Source organism: Chryseobacterium sp. D764 (assembly GCF_019317325.1).
GTDB lineage: Bacteria > Bacteroidota > Bacteroidia > Flavobacteriales > Weeksellaceae > Chryseobacterium.
Genome location: NZ_CP079219.1, coordinates 2,789,581 through 2,805,299, shown reverse-complemented (window position 1 = coordinate 2,805,299; position 15,719 = coordinate 2,789,581). Strand labels below are relative to the sequence as shown.

Annotated in this window: 16 protein-coding genes; 9 read left to right on the top strand and 7 right to left on the bottom strand. The window is 35.9% G+C overall.

The genetic code is table 11. From position 1 onward, the window contains the following. The first annotated feature begins 15 nt into the window (after positions 1 to 15). From KYG33_RS12730 to KYG33_RS12715, 4 genes are all read left to right on the top strand, one after another. Entirely contained in the window at positions 16 to 1,302 is a 1,287-nt protein-coding gene (locus KYG33_RS12730; protein WP_257468773.1) for a DUF4252 domain-containing protein, read from the top strand. A gap of 11 nt (positions 1,303 to 1,313) precedes the next feature. After that, complete coding sequence (locus KYG33_RS12725; RefSeq protein WP_077418771.1) at positions 1,314 to 1,817, top strand: DUF4252 domain-containing protein; 504 nt, start codon at positions 1,314 to 1,316, stop codon at positions 1,815 to 1,817. 287 nt (positions 1,818 to 2,104) lie between these two features. Next, entirely contained in the window at positions 2,105 to 3,565 is a 1,461-nt protein-coding gene (guaB, locus tag KYG33_RS12720) for an IMP dehydrogenase (RefSeq protein ID WP_077418772.1), read from the top strand. Positions 3,566 to 3,915: 350 nt separating this feature from the next. Further along, positions 3,916 to 5,784, top strand: coding sequence for a GEVED domain-containing protein (locus tag KYG33_RS12715; RefSeq protein WP_077418773.1), 1,869 nt, complete (start codon positions 3,916 to 3,918; stop codon positions 5,782 to 5,784). A 54-nt stretch (positions 5,785 to 5,838) separates the two neighbouring features. Here the strand turns inward: KYG33_RS12715 and KYG33_RS12710 are convergent, their stop codons facing one another. The 5 genes from KYG33_RS12710 to ruvC form a co-directional block, all read right to left on the bottom strand. After that, complete coding sequence (locus tag KYG33_RS12710) at positions 5,839 to 6,048, bottom strand: KTSC domain-containing protein (RefSeq protein ID WP_257468771.1); 210 nt, start codon at positions 6,046 to 6,048, stop codon at positions 5,839 to 5,841. A gap of 84 nt (positions 6,049 to 6,132) precedes the next feature. Further along, on the bottom strand, positions 6,133 to 6,825 hold the full coding sequence (locus KYG33_RS12705; RefSeq protein WP_077418775.1) for a T9SS type A sorting domain-containing protein: 693 nt from the start codon (positions 6,823 to 6,825) through the stop codon (positions 6,133 to 6,135). Positions 6,826 to 6,830: 5 nt separating this feature from the next. Next, complete coding sequence (locus KYG33_RS12700) at positions 6,831 to 7,424, bottom strand: phage tail protein (protein WP_219071856.1); 594 nt, start codon at positions 7,422 to 7,424, stop codon at positions 6,831 to 6,833. Positions 7,425 to 7,589: 165 nt separating this feature from the next. Next, on the bottom strand, positions 7,590 to 8,660 hold the full coding sequence (locus KYG33_RS12695; protein ID WP_184557930.1) for a DUF4407 domain-containing protein: 1,071 nt from the start codon (positions 8,658 to 8,660) through the stop codon (positions 7,590 to 7,592). Positions 8,661 to 8,812: 152 nt separating this feature from the next. Next, a complete protein-coding gene (gene ruvC, locus KYG33_RS12690; protein WP_077418778.1) occupies positions 8,813 to 9,367 on the bottom strand; it encodes a crossover junction endodeoxyribonuclease RuvC in 555 nt (184 codons plus the stop codon). Positions 9,368 to 9,467: 100 nt separating this feature from the next. On the opposite strand from ruvC, the gene KYG33_RS12685 reads away from it, so the two are divergent. Continuing rightward, complete coding sequence (locus KYG33_RS12685) at positions 9,468 to 9,959, top strand: hypothetical protein (protein ID WP_139348585.1); 492 nt, start codon at positions 9,468 to 9,470, stop codon at positions 9,957 to 9,959. 2 nt (positions 9,960 to 9,961) lie between these two features. Then, positions 9,962 to 11,320, top strand: a complete 1,359-nt coding sequence (locus tag KYG33_RS12680; RefSeq protein WP_219071855.1) for a M64 family metallopeptidase — start codon at positions 9,962 to 9,964, stop codon at positions 11,318 to 11,320. A gap of 31 nt (positions 11,321 to 11,351) precedes the next feature. Here the strand turns inward: KYG33_RS12680 and KYG33_RS12675 are convergent, their stop codons facing one another. Continuing rightward, the gene (locus tag KYG33_RS12675; protein WP_180564713.1) at positions 11,352 to 11,876 is read right to left on the bottom strand and encodes a 2'-5' RNA ligase family protein; all 525 of its coding nucleotides are present in this window, start codon (positions 11,874 to 11,876) and stop codon (positions 11,352 to 11,354) included. Between the two features lie 79 nt (positions 11,877 to 11,955). On the opposite strand from KYG33_RS12675, the gene KYG33_RS12670 reads away from it, so the two are divergent. Then, on the top strand, positions 11,956 to 12,279 hold the full coding sequence (locus KYG33_RS12670; protein WP_219071854.1) for a PadR family transcriptional regulator: 324 nt from the start codon (positions 11,956 to 11,958) through the stop codon (positions 12,277 to 12,279). After that, positions 12,276 to 12,995, top strand: a complete 720-nt coding sequence (locus KYG33_RS12665; protein WP_077418782.1) for a hypothetical protein — start codon at positions 12,276 to 12,278, stop codon at positions 12,993 to 12,995. Before KYG33_RS12670 ends, KYG33_RS12665 begins: the two co-directional genes overlap by 4 nt. 16 nt (positions 12,996 to 13,011) lie before the next feature. Here KYG33_RS12665 and KYG33_RS12660 read toward each other — a convergent pair whose 3' ends face one another. Further along, positions 13,012 to 14,124, bottom strand: a complete 1,113-nt coding sequence (locus KYG33_RS12660) for a serine hydrolase domain-containing protein (RefSeq protein WP_077418783.1) — start codon at positions 14,122 to 14,124, stop codon at positions 13,012 to 13,014. Positions 14,125 to 14,297: 173 nt separating this feature from the next. Between KYG33_RS12660 and KYG33_RS12655 the strand changes: the two genes are divergently transcribed. Beyond that, positions 14,298 to 15,716: a pyridoxal phosphate-dependent decarboxylase family protein gene (locus tag KYG33_RS12655; RefSeq protein WP_219071853.1), complete on the top strand. Its 1,419-nt coding sequence runs from the start codon at positions 14,298 to 14,300 to the stop codon at positions 15,714 to 15,716. Positions 15,717 to 15,719 lie beyond the last annotated feature (3 nt).

Here is a 15,719-nt window from a genome sequence, read left to right as displayed (position 1 = left end):
AATCAGAACAATCCCATGAAAAAAATATTTTTTATAATAGCCGTAATGCTAAGCAGCTTTGCAACTTATTCTGCACAGACTGAGAAATTAGACAAGCTTTTTCAGGATTTTGAAAAAAAGGGTAGAGTGACCTCTATCAATATTAAAAAACCGATGTTCAAGCTATTGAATACCATTGATGTTGATGATGCCTATGTCGGAAAAATAAAACCGATTTTGAACGATGTGGATGGGCTTAAAATTTTAATTATTCCTAAAATTACCTTCCCAGATCGTTTAAAAGATGAGAATCTTGCCAATATAAAAATGAACGAGGATAAAACGGCGAGAATAAATGATGCCTTAAAATCATTAAACTTCAACGAGCTGATGTCTATGAGCAGCGATGGAACTTCTATGAAATTTCTGGCTGAAGATGAGAAAGATAACTATCTTGAAAATTTGGTGTTCAATGTTGATTCTAAAGAAGAAAATATTATTTTTATCCTTAATGGAAAAATGAAATTATCTGATGTTAACAAGATTATTAATTCCGGCGAAACAACCACTTCTTCTGTAACAACTTCCGTGAGAAATGATCTTACTTCGGGTAATACATCGTCTTACCTGAATGGAGATAACAGAAATGTGGGTGAATTTTCCAAGATAGATGCCAGCGTAGGAGTAAATGTTACCTATAAACAGGAAAATACAAAAAGTGTAAAAGTTATTGCGGATGCTGATAAGCTTCAATATGTGATCACAAAGGTGGAAAACGGAGTTTTAAAAATATATGTTGACAATAAAGGAGTTCGGAACCTGAGATTTAAAAATCTTAATGTTAATGTTTCTGCACCTAGTATTAACGCTATAAAAACATCATCAGGAAGTGTCTTTACAGCTGTGAATCCGGTTACAGAAAACAGTTTGGCAATTGAAGCAGATTCTGGTTCTATTATTAAAGGAACATTCAATGTAAAAGATGCTACAGCAGTGCAGGTAAGCTCAGGATCTGTACTGGATGTTGATATTAAAACGCCAAAGCTTGCATTGGATACTTCCAGTGGCGCAAGTGTTAGCATATCCGGAGAGGTAGCCTCTGCCGTAATTGATATCAGCAGTGGAGCCTCTTGTAAAGCAGATGATCTTAAGATCACTACAGCAGTGGTAGAATCTACTTCAGGAGCAAGTCTTTCCTTACTGGTAACAGATAAGCTGAAAGTAAGTGTTTCATCTGGAGCGGCAGTAAAATTGAGAGGAAACCCTGAACTGGATGCCAAAGTAGATAAAATTTCAGGAGGAAGTTTCAGACAAATCAAATAAAAAACTAAACTATGAAGACTCTTAAAAACATTTTCCTAGCTATTCTGACAATAGGTATGCTTCAGTCGTGTATTGTATCAGAAAAGCCGAATATCGATTTTTTTCAAAATTCAAAATATGATTTCAAAGGAGCGCGGTTTGCAAGTATTAATGTACCTATGGCTCTTGCTAAATCGTATATTAAGAAAGCGTTAAGGGAAGAAGGAGAAAGTGAGGAAACAGTCAACCTGGTAAAGAAAGCTTCAAAAATAAAAGTTCTTACCGTAACAAACGGGAGTAAGGAAATGCTGAATGATTATAGCCAATATTTGAGTGATAATCACTACGAAGAATGGGCTACCATTAAGCACGATGGAGATAATGTCAATATAAAGGTAAAACAAGACGGAGAAGCTATTAAAAATATGCTGATCACTGTAGGTTCCAATAGCCAGGATATGGTTTTTGTGGATGTGAAAGGGAACTTTACTCCTGATGATATTTCAAAAATGATTAATTCAGTTTCTGCTAAATAATCCTTGCACTAATCTCAAAACTTTCGCAGCCTGGAAAAACTAATACATTATACATCCATAAAAATAATTTAGGTGAAAATGAAAACCAGGTCAAGTAAGCCTTTTAACAACCAGTTTAATCAGATTTAACAAGTAGTTTCTACATATTCAATTATTTTGTACCGTAACCGTTCTGATAAAAGAACGGTTTTTTCGATTTAAGTTATTGATTATTAAATTTTATTTAAACTATTAAAAAGGATTTTCATATCTCACTAAAATAACCTAATTTTGCAAAGAAAGTAAAGATGTCTATTCATAACAAAATTGTAGAGACAGCCATCACTTTCGATGACGTTCTTCTAGTCCCTTCTTATTCAGAAGTTTTACCTAACCAGGTTTCATTAAAATCAAGACTTACCGACAAAATCACGCTGAATGTTCCGATAGTTTCCGCTGCGATGGACACTGTTACTGAAGCTGATCTGGCTATTGCTTTAGCAAGAGTTGGAGGATTAGGTTTTATCCACAAAAACATGACGATCGATGAGCAGGCAGCTCAGGTAAACCGTGTAAAGCGTTCCGAAAACGGAATGATCTCAGATCCGGTTACATTATCTAAAGATCATACTTTAGGTGAAGCTAGAGATCTTATGTCAAGATATAAGATTTCCGGTCTTCCGGTGGTAGATCCTAATAATGTTCTGATCGGAATTATTACCAACAGAGATGTAAAATATCAGGAAAACCTTGATATGAAAGTGGAAGAGATCATGACCAAAGAAAATCTGATCACTTCAGACAAAGATACCAACCTTGAAAAGGCAAAAGAAATCCTTCTTAAAAACAGAGTTGAAAAACTTCCTATTGTAGATAAAGATAATAAGCTTGTAGGATTAATCACGATCAAGGATATTGATAATCAATTGGAATATCCAAACGCTAATAAAGACCAGAATGGTCGTCTTATCGTAGGAGCAGGAGTAGGAGTAGGAGAAGATACATTGGCAAGAATTGAGGCTTTGGTACAGGCAGGAGTTGATATTGTAGCAATTGATTCAGCTCACGGTCATTCTAAAGGAGTTTTAGATAAAATCTCAGAAATCAGAAAAGCATATCCAAACCTTGATGTTGTAGGTGGAAATATTGTAACTGCAGAAGCTGCTAAAGACCTTATTAAAGCTGGAGCTAACGTACTGAAAGTTGGAGTAGGCCCGGGTTCTATCTGTACAACAAGAGTAGTTGCAGGAGTAGGGGTTCCTCAGTTATCTGCGATCTATAACGTTTACGAATATGCTAAGTCACAAAATGTAACGGTAATTGCTGATGGTGGAATCAAACTTTCAGGAGATATTGTTAAAGCGATTGCAAGTGGAGCAGGAGCAGTAATGCTTGGTTCTCTTTTAGCGGGTACAGATGAAGCACCAGGGGAAGAAATTATTTTCCAGGGAAGAAAATTCAAGTCTTACCAAGGTATGGGAAGTCTTTCTGCTATGAAGAGAGGAGGCAAAGAGAGATATTTCCAAAGTGAAGCTAAAAAATTCGTTCCGGAAGGAATCGAAGGAAGGGTTCCGCATAAAGGAAAATTGGAAGATGTAATTTTCCAGTTGACAGGAGGTCTAAGAGCCGGTATGGGATACTGTGGATCTAAGGATATTGAAACACTGCAAAGAGATTCTAAACTGGTAATGATTACAGGAAGCGGATTGAAAGAATCCCACCCTCATGATGTAATTATTACACAGGAGGCTCCGAATTATTCTTTATAAAATTATAATTGAATTTATATATTAAAAACCGCACAATTAGTGCGGTTTTTTTATTTTGTATTTGTATTTTAACTTATTGATTAATAGTAATTTGCTTTTATATGTTTGGTTTTTAAAATTATATATTTCTCTTTATTCTGTGTATTTTTTTTAAGGAAAATTTAAATAAAGTGATAGTAGTTTGAAGTGATGTTAATTTTATTTTGGTTTAAAAATGTAACAATAATGAACTTTTTTCTACTAACTGAAGTGAAATTTAAAATTTTACATTGGTTTTGATGATAAATATTGTTGATTGATATGTGAAATTAATGAATTTTCAACTTGTTTAATTTTTTTAAATTATTGTAATGAAGAAAACTATCCTTTGTGGGGCATTGCTACTATCCCTTTCAATATCAGCACAGCAAAAAAAAGAATGGTGTGACTTTGATAATGAACAGAGAGTACACCAGAAACAGAATGCGGAAATTGATGAAATGGTTCGCAATATGCGTAACAAAATTATTAGCAGTAATCAAAATACTACTGCTAAAGGTGGAAGTGCATACAAAATTGTAAATGGAGTTTATGAAATTCCTGTTGTAGTACACGTAATAGCACCTACAGGAGCTGCTATTGGAACTACTTATAATAAGAGTGATGCACAAATTCAGGCGTGGTTGGATCATTGCAATCAAATGTATGCAGGTACTTATCAGTGGGCTCAGGGAATTCCCGCAGATTTTGGTACTGCAGCTACAATGCCGATTAAATTGGTGTTGGCTAAAAGGGATCCTAACTGTAATGCTACTACAGGTATTGTTAGATATAACGGGGGAGCTCTTACAGGATATGATACTTATGGGGTGAAACGTAGTGGTACAAATGGTGTTACTACAGATCAGATTAAATCAATTGCTCCGCACTGGTCTGAGGCATCTTACTTTAATATTTATATTATGAATAAAGTAGATGGTGGTGGAACATATGGTATTATGGGATGGGCAGGTCTGCCTCAAAATTCTGATGATAACTACGAATCGTTTATGAAATCTTTTGTAGTTACTTTACAGGATGATATTACATTAGCACACGAATTTGGACATAGTATGGGATTACTTCATACATTTGGTAATGCTAACGCTCAACCGCCACAAGGTACTACTTCTACTACCTACTGCCCGGCGATGACTTATAATGATTGTAATAAAGATGATGATCAGGTATGTGATACAGAAAGATCAAGAAGCTTACTGAATGATCCTGCACCTACTAACAATGATATGAATTATTGTACAGGAGCAAACTATCAGGGAGTACAGTATAACATGATGAATTATACCAATCCAATAGCATTTAAGTTTACCAATGGACAGCATGACAGGGCTGCTCTTTACTTCTTTTTAATGAGAGGATCTTTGAGTTCTTCATTAGGAGGAACAGCTCCATCTACTGCTGCTGCGATTGGAACGCCTATTGCTGCAACATGTAATCCCGCAGGTATTACTACAGCAGATGATTATTTTGTAGGACCAACTCTTGTAAAACTGGGAAGTATTAATAATGCAACTACTGGATATTGGCATAATAATGCTAGTTTTTATGAAGACTATACAGGAGCAAGCTGCCTGAAAGCTACATCAACTGAACTTTCATCAACGGGAACACATAACCTTCAGGTAAATGTATCAGGTTCAAATAATGAAATAAGAGTTTGGATTGACTATAATAATAATGGAACGTTTGAAGCTTCTGAACTTGTAGCTTCTGCTGATAATATTATAGCAGATCCAGCTACAGAAATAGGTACTTACAGTACTACAATTACAGCTCCAGCTTCAACGGTATTGAATACTCCATTAAGAATGAGAGTTCTTGTAGATGATGAGAATCCTAGCATGACCCCTTGTGGACAATTAATGTACGGACAGGTTGAAGATTATACAGTGAAATTTGTTACTAACTTAGGAACAAACGAAGTGAAAGCTGATAATAGTGATTTGACAGTGTATCCTAACCCGGTAGCAACCGGAGATAAAATCTTCATTAAAGCTAAAAATGGTAAAAACCTGAAAGTTTCTATTTCTGATATGGCAGGAAGATTGGTAGCAAGCCCGTCTGCAACTGAAGAAGGAAATGGTATTTTCAAAGTAGATCAGCAGTTAGGAAAAGGAGTATATATGATTCAGGTTTCTAACGGAAAAGACTCTAAAACTTCAAAATTGATCATCAAATAAATTGATCAAATTTTAAAATAATATAAATGTCTCCATTTCAATGGGGACATTTTTTTATTCAATTCTAATGTATTTAAATCTGGGCTTTATGACTTTGTTCAGGAACTGTCCTTTAGATTTTGCCTTTCCGAACTTTTCTATGATATCAGAGGGTACTTTAAAATAGTCATAAACCGCTCCTGACTGATATATAATCCTCAATATTTCAGTATCCGGGAAATAGATGAAATGATGTACAACACTTGAAGGCATGCTACAGTTCATACAATAAATGTTCCTTATCATCAAAAATAAAAAGCTTCCGGTAATTCCGAAAGCTTCAAAGATGTGTTCCTGTAAAATAGTAGTTTATTTTTTCACGAATTTAAATTGATGAGTTTGGAAATTCCTGGTATTTATTTTTAATATATAACCACCTGGAATAAGTTGTGAGACATCAATTTTTGAATCAAACATTTCAGTTTTTACAAGTCGTCCGTCCATATTATAAATTTGGATAGATAATCCGTCATCAATGCCGGAAATACGAATGAAATCTGTCACAGGGTTCGGGAAGATCTGGATTTTATGTTGAGAAAGATCTGAAGTTCCCAATGTTGTGGTCTGTACGTCACCCGTCATGGTGGAATTTACCGCAGTAAGGTTTCCGCCACATTGTCCGTTAGTCATTACTGTATTTTCAACCCAGGTTCCGACGCTGTTGCCTGGTGGTATCGGAACAGAATTGTTTCCTGTTGAATTATAATAGATCAAATAAGGAGTCGTAAAAGTTCCATTGCCTTCATCACCAAGAAATTCCCATCTTGTAAGGGTGTTGTTCCATTGGATTTTAAATTCACAGGTGCCTAATCCATCACAATCTTGTCCGCCGTCAATAGGGGTCGTCATATAAATATTTTTGTTAAAAGCATCTACTCCGGTTTTGTTAAAAGTATATGTATTCGGCGGGCTGCTAAACAGATTAGGACATCCATTAAACGTTATGGTCTGTGCAAAAGCTGAGCTTCCGGCGAGCAGACATAATAAGTAAAGAATTTTCATAACCGTTAATTTTGTGATGGGAAAACTCCGGCCAATGCAATGATGCATTTCAGCGTGATAAAGGGAGGTCTGTTTTCATGAGGCTGGCTTCCTCCTGTGTTTCCTACCATTGTGCTTTTCATCGTAGTATTGGCCGCTGCGTCGGAATATTCTTTATCGAGAATTTTGGTGTCTGCCGGAAGATTATTTGTTGGTGAATTTTGATTTCCCTCCGCTGTTACGGCATTTACAGTATGATTGTGAGCTGGCATTTGTGTTATCAATAATGTTACACTTTCAGTTCCGCCGGTTTCTCCCATAGTGTAGCTTGTTGGCCCTCCAGGAGCCTGTCCGTTATGAACAAGAACTCTTCCCCTCATATCGGGTAAAGCAAATGTGGTTGTTCCATTTCCTCCATAAGTAGTTCCTAACAATGAAAAAAGTGCTTGATTTTGAGCGATAGGCAGGATCTGCCCATTACATTCTGCCCAGTATTTTGGTGCAAAATTATAAGGTACAAAGGCTATTTGCCCTAAAAATGGTTCTGATGCCTGAGCTTTTAAAGCAGGGGCAAATGCACCGCAGATCAGCAGTGTACATACAAGAAATAAATTTTTCATGATGACAAGATTTTAAGTAATATAAAATTAGAAAATATTTCACATATAATCAATGATAAAAATAAAAACCTTTCATTAATTTAACGAAAGGTAGATTTTATTAATGAAATATTAATTTTTTATAGATTTTTTCTCTAATGTTTAAATTGCCAATGCAGATGATCATTAATTTTTCAGATTATCCTTAAAATCTTCAATTCTGAAATCTGTCAGAGCGTTTCCTTTTTCAATTTTCTCTTTGGAATACAACCTGAAATCATTTTCTGTTTTTTCTAAAAGATAATCGTAAGGCCCTATATGAGAAATTAATTTTACCAGAACCGGAGAGATTTCAAGACAGATGAACAGTCCCATAATAAAAGCTGCTGCCAATCCTATAATCGCTGAATTCTTACCCAGTTCATCCAGTGCCTGAAGTCTTGCTGCAAACCCATTGAATTTGTCCTCAAAAGTCTCTGTAGATTTTCTTTCTGTTTCCAGATTCGTATATACCTTGGATATTTCTTTGTCTAAATATTCCAGTCTGGGAGCAGCTTGTTTTTGATAATTCTCAAGATCCTGTCTGCGTTGCTCTTTTAATTCCTGTTTACGTTTAGCATTCGGTCCGTAACCCTCTTTTCCACTGGTTAGACCCGATTGTTTTCCCAGAATTTCTTTTTCAAGTTCTACTGAAGCAGAATCATAGGATTTCTGATACTGTGCTATTTTTCCTGAAATCTGCTGTTTTTCGGTTTCAAAAGGGCCGCTCTGTTGAAGAATCCTTCCATTCATTTCACCCTGAAGCTGCTTTTTATTCCTTTGAATGATGGTATTCAACTGTTTATTTACCTCTTTCTCAAAAATTTTAAGCTCTAATGGTTTAGAAATAATAATCCCTAAAAATGTGGCTAGGATAAGACGGGGAATAGCCATCAGAATCTGATTCCACCATGTTCCTGTTTTTTTAATGGAAGAAACGATATAACGGTCAAGATTAAAAATCATCAATCCCCAAAGAATTCCAAATCCTACAGCTGCCCAAATGTTGTCAAAAACGGTATACATCGCGTAGCCTGCAGATAAAGTGGCAAATACTGCAGTGAAAAGTACAATCCCTCCAATCCCTGAAAATTTATTCCATTCACTCGGAGTCTTTCTTAAGATATGGATGTTCCCGCCGGAACACACCATCAGAAACTTTTGGAACCAGTTTATTTTATGAGTCCCTTGATTTATAGTTTGTTGGTTTGTTTTCATAACTGAAAATTTATACAAAGGTAATACTAAAAATCATACCAATGTAAAAGATAGTATTATGTTTTACCAAGTAATTGAATGTGTTTTCGTAAAAAACTGTTTTTAAGACGATTAAATTTACTTTTTTGAAATTTTCAAGGAGAAGATCAAGATCACTTCAATCTATCAGGATTCTGTTTCAAAAAACTATCCCATCCGGAATATGATTTGGTATCTGCTATTGTTCCGGAATTAAAATGATGACATACGGCAACGGCAAGCCCGTCAGAGGCATCCAGGTATTTGGTAGGGAATTCTTTTAAATTAAGAAGATTCTGAAGCATCCCTGCCACCTGTTCTTTACTGGCGTTTCCGTTTCCGGTGATGGCCATTTTAATTTTTTTCGGAGAATATTCGGTGATAGGGATATTTCTGTAAAGGCTGGCAGCCATGGCAACTCCCTGTGCACGGCCAAGTTTAAGCATACTCTGTACGTTTTTTCCAAAGAAAGGAGCTTCAAGAGCAACTTCATCAGGATGAAACTCATCGATGAGAGACAGCGTTCTTTCAAAAATATATTTGAGCTTTGTTTCGTGGTTGGGATATTTTTTTAAGATCAGTTCATGGATAGAAACCATCTCCATTTTTCCTTTTTTTACGGAGATAATGCCAAACCCCATCACAGCTGTTCCCGGGTCAATACCTAAAATTATTTTCTCTGAAATCATTGCCCCAAAGATAGGACTTTCTGTGTTTTAAGCTGAAAAAAGTATTTGCAATGATTTTCGTTCATATTTAAAACTTTAGTAACTTTAAACAAAAATGATTATGAAAAATGTATTTAATGTACTCATTGTTCCTGTTTTTCTGTTCTGCAGCTTTCAGAAAGAAAATGGATTAACTCAAAAAAGGCAATCGCTTTCAGAAACTGTGGCAAGAAAAGGCGATAGGATTATTTATTTGTTTTTCAAGGCAGATAAAGATCAATCAGGAAATGCAAAAATTACCCTGCAAAGTTCTAAAATTACAGATGGCAGGTTGAAACACACCCCTTATTTTGAAAGAAATGGAGTGGATAAGGGAGATCTTATCATCACATTAACAGAGTCTGGTGGGAAAGAAGTTGCCAAACAGCTTGTAAAAGATCCTTTTAATCCTGAATTGGAAGTGTATGAAAAAGAAGGTATTTCCCGACATAAAGCTTCCCTTCAAAGCGCGGAATTCAGTGCCCGTTTTTCCTATTCTGAAAATGTTCAGACTATAAAGATTGAAAAGGCAACTGATGATGGAGCACAACTATTATTCACACAAAAACTATAATTATGGAAAAAGTTTTATTATCCCTTTTAATAGGAAGCAGCTGTTTTGCCCAGTCATTTGAGACTGTTCCTCTTTTACAGAACGGAGACAACAGTAAGCGGGTAGTGATTGCTGTTTTAGGAGACGGCTTTACCGCTGCTCAGCAGGCTGCTTTCACGACATCAGCTCAGAATACAGTCAACTATCTTTTTACAAAAAGTCCCTATACAGAATATAAAAATTACTTTAATGCCTATGCGGTAAAAGTTATTTCTACAGAATCAGGAGTGAAGCACCCGGGAACTGCCACAGATGTTACTGAACCCGTAATTCCTGTAACCAATCCCAATAACTATCTTGGTTCTACCTTCGATGTTGGAGTTCACAGATGTATATACAGTAATACAACCAATAAGGTAGGGCAGGTTTTGGCGGCCAATATCCCGGATTATGATATCACCTATGTATTGGGTAATTCTACGGAATACGGAGGTTGTGGAGGTACCTATGCCTTTGCTTCCTTAAATGGTTCTTCTAATGAAATTGTGGTACATGAGCTAGGACATTCCTTTGGTAAATTAGCTGATGAATATTGGTTTTCAGGTACATTGGAATCCGCAAATAAAACCCAAAACTCCAATCCTGCGACGATCAAATGGAAAAATTGGATAGGATTAAACGGGGTAGGTGTCTATGCTCATGCTGAAAGCCCAACCTGGTTCCGTCCGCATCAGAGTTGTGAGATGAGATATCTTAACCAGCAGTTTTGCTCCGTATGCAAAGAAGCAATTATCGAAAAAATCCATAGTTTAGTGTCTCCTGTAGATTCCTATACACCGGCAAATAACACTTCAGTAGATGCCACATCAAATGTTACTTTCACGGTCACTGAAATTCTTCCTATTCCTAATACATTGGTCAACACCTGGACATTAAATGGAACAGCTTTGGGGGCTACAGGAAATAGTGTTACCATTACTCCCGGACAACTTAACAATGGAAATAATACTTTGACATTTTCGGTCGTAGATAATAACCCGCTTTTAAAAGTTGATAATCACAGCACCCTTCATGTTACCAATGTTTCCTGGACTCTGAGTAAATCAACTCTTAAACTTTCAGAAGTAAAAGCTGAAGAAAGACGTTTCAGTATTTATCCGAATCCTACAGATGGTGAATTTTTCATTAAAGGGAAACAGGATTTTTCAAAAGATGTAAAAATAGAAATCTATGATACTTCTGGAAAATTGATTCCATCCAGATTTGAATTCAAAGATGCCGGGATAAGAATTGATATTAAAAACTTTCCGGCAGGTACTTATCTGCTGAATGTAAAAGAAAACAAAAATCTGATTCTCTCTCAGAAAATCATAAAAGAATAAATTTGAACTTAACCGGCTCCTGCAGCCGGTTTTATTTTTCCAGTTTTTTTTCTGCTATAGGCACCCATTGTCCATCGTGGCGGAGAAGTATTATTTTATCAACTAAGAATTTAGTTTTATAATCCTTTGTTTCATATTTTTCCCAGGCTTTAAGATAATTTTCCCAACTCAGATCTCTGTAGCCTACAGTCATATGTGGGCTAAAAGAATAAGGGACAAAATTAAAATACTCTTTTACCCTATGATAAAGCTCAGTTAAATGAATATTTGCTTTTGGCTGAATATAGAGTACAGGATTTTTAGGATTAGGAAAGCTTCCAAAGCCATCCAGTTCTACTTCAAAAGGGTTGATTTCCGTATTGATCTTCTGAAAAGCAATATGAATATCGTCCTCCATTTCAATTTCTCTGGAAAAGGGAGGGAATAGTGTAATATGGGCTTCATTTTTCAAAGCCTTGGAATTGGCATAATTCATTACCAGATCTCTTTTAAAGGCTTTTATTTCTTCAATAATCTCCTGAGGAGGATAAATGGCTATGAAGTACATTTTTTTCATAAGACAAATTAAAAGTTTTTACATTAAATTTATATACATAAGAAAATTATGCATATGTTTGCAATGTATAAATCATTCTATGAAAAAGAATAGTCTTTATAAAGGTACCCTGCAGAATATTATTTTGAAGCTTCTTTCAAAAGAAATCAAAATGTACGGATATCAGATTACTCAAAGGGCAAAAGAACTCACGGAAGGTGAGCTTGAAATGACGGAAGGAGCACTTTATCCATTATTGCACAAACTGGAGGGTGACGGAATGATTATTTCTGAAATTCAGAAAATCAACGGAAGAGACCGTAAATATTATCTGCTGACTGAAAAAGGGAAAAAAAAACAGGAAGAAAAAGAGACTGAGATGAAAAGCTACTTATTAAACCTACAAACCATATTCAATTTATGATAACGGAGGAACAGGAAAATAAAATTACAGATTATCTGGTAGCTCAACAGCTCTCATTGGATATTCTGGTAGAAATCAGAGACCATATGATCAGCCAGATTTCAGATCTTCAGTATAAAGAGAATATCAGTTTCGAGGAAGCTTTCTTACAGATAAAAGAATCCTGGAGTGGAGAATTTAAATTAGTTAACTATCTGCTATTCTATCCAACGACAATCCCTTTGATTGCCAAAAAGATTATACAGGAAAAATATGCCGGACTTTTCAGAAAATCTTTAATAATAGGATTGCTGGCTTTAGGAATTAATTTATTGCTGATTTTTACAGCACAAAACCAGGAAGTTTATAATATATTTTTTAAACTGCTTAACGGATCATTTTTATTGGGATCAGTATTGATATTGGTTTTTAATTATAAGATCTGGAAATACCTGAAAGCAGATTTCAAATACAAGGAAAAAAGCCTTTATACAATGTATCAGCAGAATATAGGATTATTGGTTGTTTGTGCTTCTTCAATGGTACAGATTGTAATGAAGAACGGGACTTATGCTTATCAGTTTTTCAGAGAACACAATCATTCTGAAGTTGCTCTGACCTTAATTACATTGATCTTCCCTTTCATATTGCAGACGGCACTTGTTTTTGCTGTATTCAATTTTATGGAACACAAAAAGAATTTAGTGAAAATGCAGGAATTCCTTAAACCCGCATAAATAGCACGTTATTCAACTAGTGTTGTGATCTTAGTTGCGTAAGAGTGTTCTCAAGATGATCTGTAATCTTTTTTACTTCAATATGAGGTCTGAAGATAACTCCTTTTCCCTTTTCTTCATCGGCAATATTAGAAAGGATGATTACTGAAGTTTTGGTGTCGGGATAATAGATATTTAATGAAGGGGAACCTTTTATATAACCGCTGTGGAAATAAGAATTGGGTTGGCCAATATTAAGCATGATGCCGTAAGCGTAGCCCATCTTTCCAAAGATTGCATGACGTCTTTCTGCGCTTTTTGCCATGAATAGCTTCTGCGTTTCTGGTTTTAAAATTTTCCCACCATACAAAGCATTGTTCCATGAATGAAGATCCTGAATAGTGGATAATATTCCACCAGCCGGAGTTCCTATTTCCTGTCCGCCTAATCTTTTCGGCATATTGGGAACTTCCTGAAATCTAGCAGGTGTACCGAGATAAGCACTGGCAAAGTTATTTCCTTTAAAAGTATCTCCGGTTGAAGAATGGTTCATTCCTGCTTTTTGAAAAAGTTCCTGAACGTTTTCAGCATATGATCTTCCGGAAACTTTTTCCACAATCTTTCCAAGGGTATTGAATCCGTCGTTGGAATAGAAGAAGTCAGAACCGCTTTTAAACATAAGCTTTCCTCCCACCATATTTAACCCTGAAGTATGGTTCAATAGCTGATGAATTGTAATGTTTTCATATTCTTTGATCTGGAATTCCTTTAAATATTTTGAAACTTTATCTGTCACGTTCAGTTTTCCCTGTTCCATTTGAAGTAATACCAAAACAGCGGTAAACTGCTTGCTTACAGAACCTATGGCAAAAATGGTATTACTGTCAATTTTAGTTTTCTTTTTAAAATCAGAATATCCGTTTTCTCTTCTGTAAAGGGATATGGTGTCTTTAAAAACAGCAATACTTCCATTGAAATGGTACTTTTTGAAAGCAGAATCAATCTGTTGTTCTAAAAGTGTTTTCTGAAAAGCGGCAACAGTAGAATCGATAATGGCTTTTTTATCAACAGGAGAAGCCTTTGGAGCCTCAGTTGTTGTACAGGAAAATAAAAAACAGAATAGAGTCAGGAATACTAAATTTTTGATCACAGGTGTTGTATTTTTATATGATGGTTGTTACCCTTAAAGATACTAAAATATCCAGGAGCATTTAGGGATGCAAATTGCGTGCTAGGACGGGCTTTGGATCAATTTAATATTAAATTTAATAATTCTTTAGCAGGTATTTTTAATACATTTGATATAGAAATGTATCACAAAGTATGAATGAACACTTGAAAAATGATTCAGCAAACATCGGATACCTGCTGAATATCATCAAAGAACAGGGAACGGATTATCTGAACTCTATTGAAGACAGATCAACATCGGTAATCAATAACAATCTAAACACTCTATTGGAAAAACAGGAACTCCCGGAATCAGGATTAGGAGCAGAAGAGGCTTTGCGGATTTTCAACGAAAAATTTGAACCGATCATGGTGGGTTCCGGAGGGCCCCGATACTGGGGATTTGTGACGGGAGGTGCTACACCGGCATCGGTAGCTGGTGACTGGCTGGCGACGGTTTATGATCAGAATACCCAGTCTGTAAAAGGACAGGGAGATATTTCCGCAACCATAGAAATGGAAACCGTACAGCTTTTGCTAAAACTTCTTAAGCTTCCGGAAAGTTTCTTTTGTGGTTTTGTATCAGGAGCTACAATGTCTAATTTTACCTGTTTGGCTGTGGGCCGTCAATGGCTGGGAAAAGAGCAGGGAAGAGATATTGCGAAAGAAGGCATTTCGGGAACAGTAAAGATACTCACAGCGACTCCTCACTCTTCTTCTATAAAATCATTGTCATTATTAGGACTGGGAAGCGCCAATATTATTAAGATTAAAACGGAAGAAGGAAACCGGGAAGCCATCCATATCAAGGATCTGGAAGAAAATATTCTAAAGCTTGATGGGGAGTCATTTATATTGATTTCAAGTGGAGGAACAGTAAATACGGTGGATTTTGATGATTTCAAAGCGATCAGCAAATTAAAAGAAAAATACAATTTCTGGTGGCACATCGATGCCGCTTTTGGTGGTTTTGCAGCTTGTTCAGAAACCCATCATCATCTTGTGGAAGGTTGGGAATATGCCGACAGTATCACAGTAGATTGTCACAAATGGCTGAATGTACCTTATGAAAGTGCCGTATTTTTCATTAAAGAGCAATATAAAATTTTACAGATAGAAACTTTTCAGAATTCAAATGCCCCTTATCTGGGAGATCCGTTGGATAATTTCAACTATTTAAATTTCCTTCCTGAAAACTCAAGAAGATTAAAGGCGCTTCCTGCATGGTTCTCTCTTATGGCTTATGGTAAAAAGGGGTATCAGGAGATTGTGGATAAGAATATATCATGGGCGAAACAGTTTGGACAGCTGATTGAAAACAGTCATGATTTTAAACTGCTGGCTCCGGTAAGACTGAACACAGTTTGCTTTACATTGAAAGATGATGCAAAGCAGGATGCGGTAGGACGATTTCTTGAAAAGCTAAATAATACAGGAAAAGTCTTTATGACCCCTACTTTTTATAATCAGCATAAAGGAGTAAGAGCTGCTTTTGTAAACTGGATGACTAGTGAAAACGATATCAGACAGGTATTTGATCTGATGAATGAAATCATTACTGAAATACAATAATCT

What these genes read in the sequence shown, in the direction of transcription:
- KYG33_RS12730 (WP_257468773.1), top strand. Translation starts at nt 16, where the DNA reads ATGAAAAAAATATTTTTTATAATAGCCGTAATGCTAAGCAGCTTTGCA.
- KYG33_RS12725 (WP_077418771.1), top strand. Translation starts at nt 1,314, where the DNA reads ATGAAGACTCTTAAAAACATTTTCCTAGCTATTCTGACAATAGGTATG.
- guaB (WP_077418772.1), top strand. Translation starts at nt 2,105, where the DNA reads ATGTCTATTCATAACAAAATTGTAGAGACAGCCATCACTTTCGATGAC.
- KYG33_RS12715 (WP_077418773.1), top strand. Translation starts at nt 3,916, where the DNA reads ATGAAGAAAACTATCCTTTGTGGGGCATTGCTACTATCCCTTTCAATA.
- KYG33_RS12710 (WP_257468771.1), bottom strand. Translation starts at nt 6,048, where the DNA reads ATGAACTGTAGCATGCCTTCAAGTGTTGTACATCATTTCATCTATTTC.
- KYG33_RS12705 (WP_077418775.1), bottom strand. Translation starts at nt 6,825, where the DNA reads ATGAAAATTCTTTACTTATTATGTCTGCTCGCCGGAAGCTCAGCTTTT.
- KYG33_RS12700 (WP_219071856.1), bottom strand. Translation starts at nt 7,424, where the DNA reads ATGAAAAATTTATTTCTTGTATGTACACTGCTGATCTGCGGTGCATTT.
- KYG33_RS12695 (WP_184557930.1), bottom strand. Translation starts at nt 8,660, where the DNA reads ATGAAAACAAACCAACAAACTATAAATCAAGGGACTCATAAAATAAAC.
- ruvC (WP_077418778.1), bottom strand. Translation starts at nt 9,367, where the DNA reads ATGATTTCAGAGAAAATAATTTTAGGTATTGACCCGGGAACAGCTGTG.
- KYG33_RS12685 (WP_139348585.1), top strand. Translation starts at nt 9,468, where the DNA reads ATGAAAAATGTATTTAATGTACTCATTGTTCCTGTTTTTCTGTTCTGC.
- KYG33_RS12680 (WP_219071855.1), top strand. Translation starts at nt 9,962, where the DNA reads ATGGAAAAAGTTTTATTATCCCTTTTAATAGGAAGCAGCTGTTTTGCC.
- KYG33_RS12675 (WP_180564713.1), bottom strand. Translation starts at nt 11,876, where the DNA reads ATGAAAAAAATGTACTTCATAGCCATTTATCCTCCTCAGGAGATTATT.
- KYG33_RS12670 (WP_219071854.1), top strand. Translation starts at nt 11,956, where the DNA reads ATGAAAAAGAATAGTCTTTATAAAGGTACCCTGCAGAATATTATTTTG.
- KYG33_RS12665 (WP_077418782.1), top strand. Translation starts at nt 12,276, where the DNA reads ATGATAACGGAGGAACAGGAAAATAAAATTACAGATTATCTGGTAGCT.
- KYG33_RS12655 (WP_219071853.1), top strand. Translation starts at nt 14,298, where the DNA reads ATGAATGAACACTTGAAAAATGATTCAGCAAACATCGGATACCTGCTG.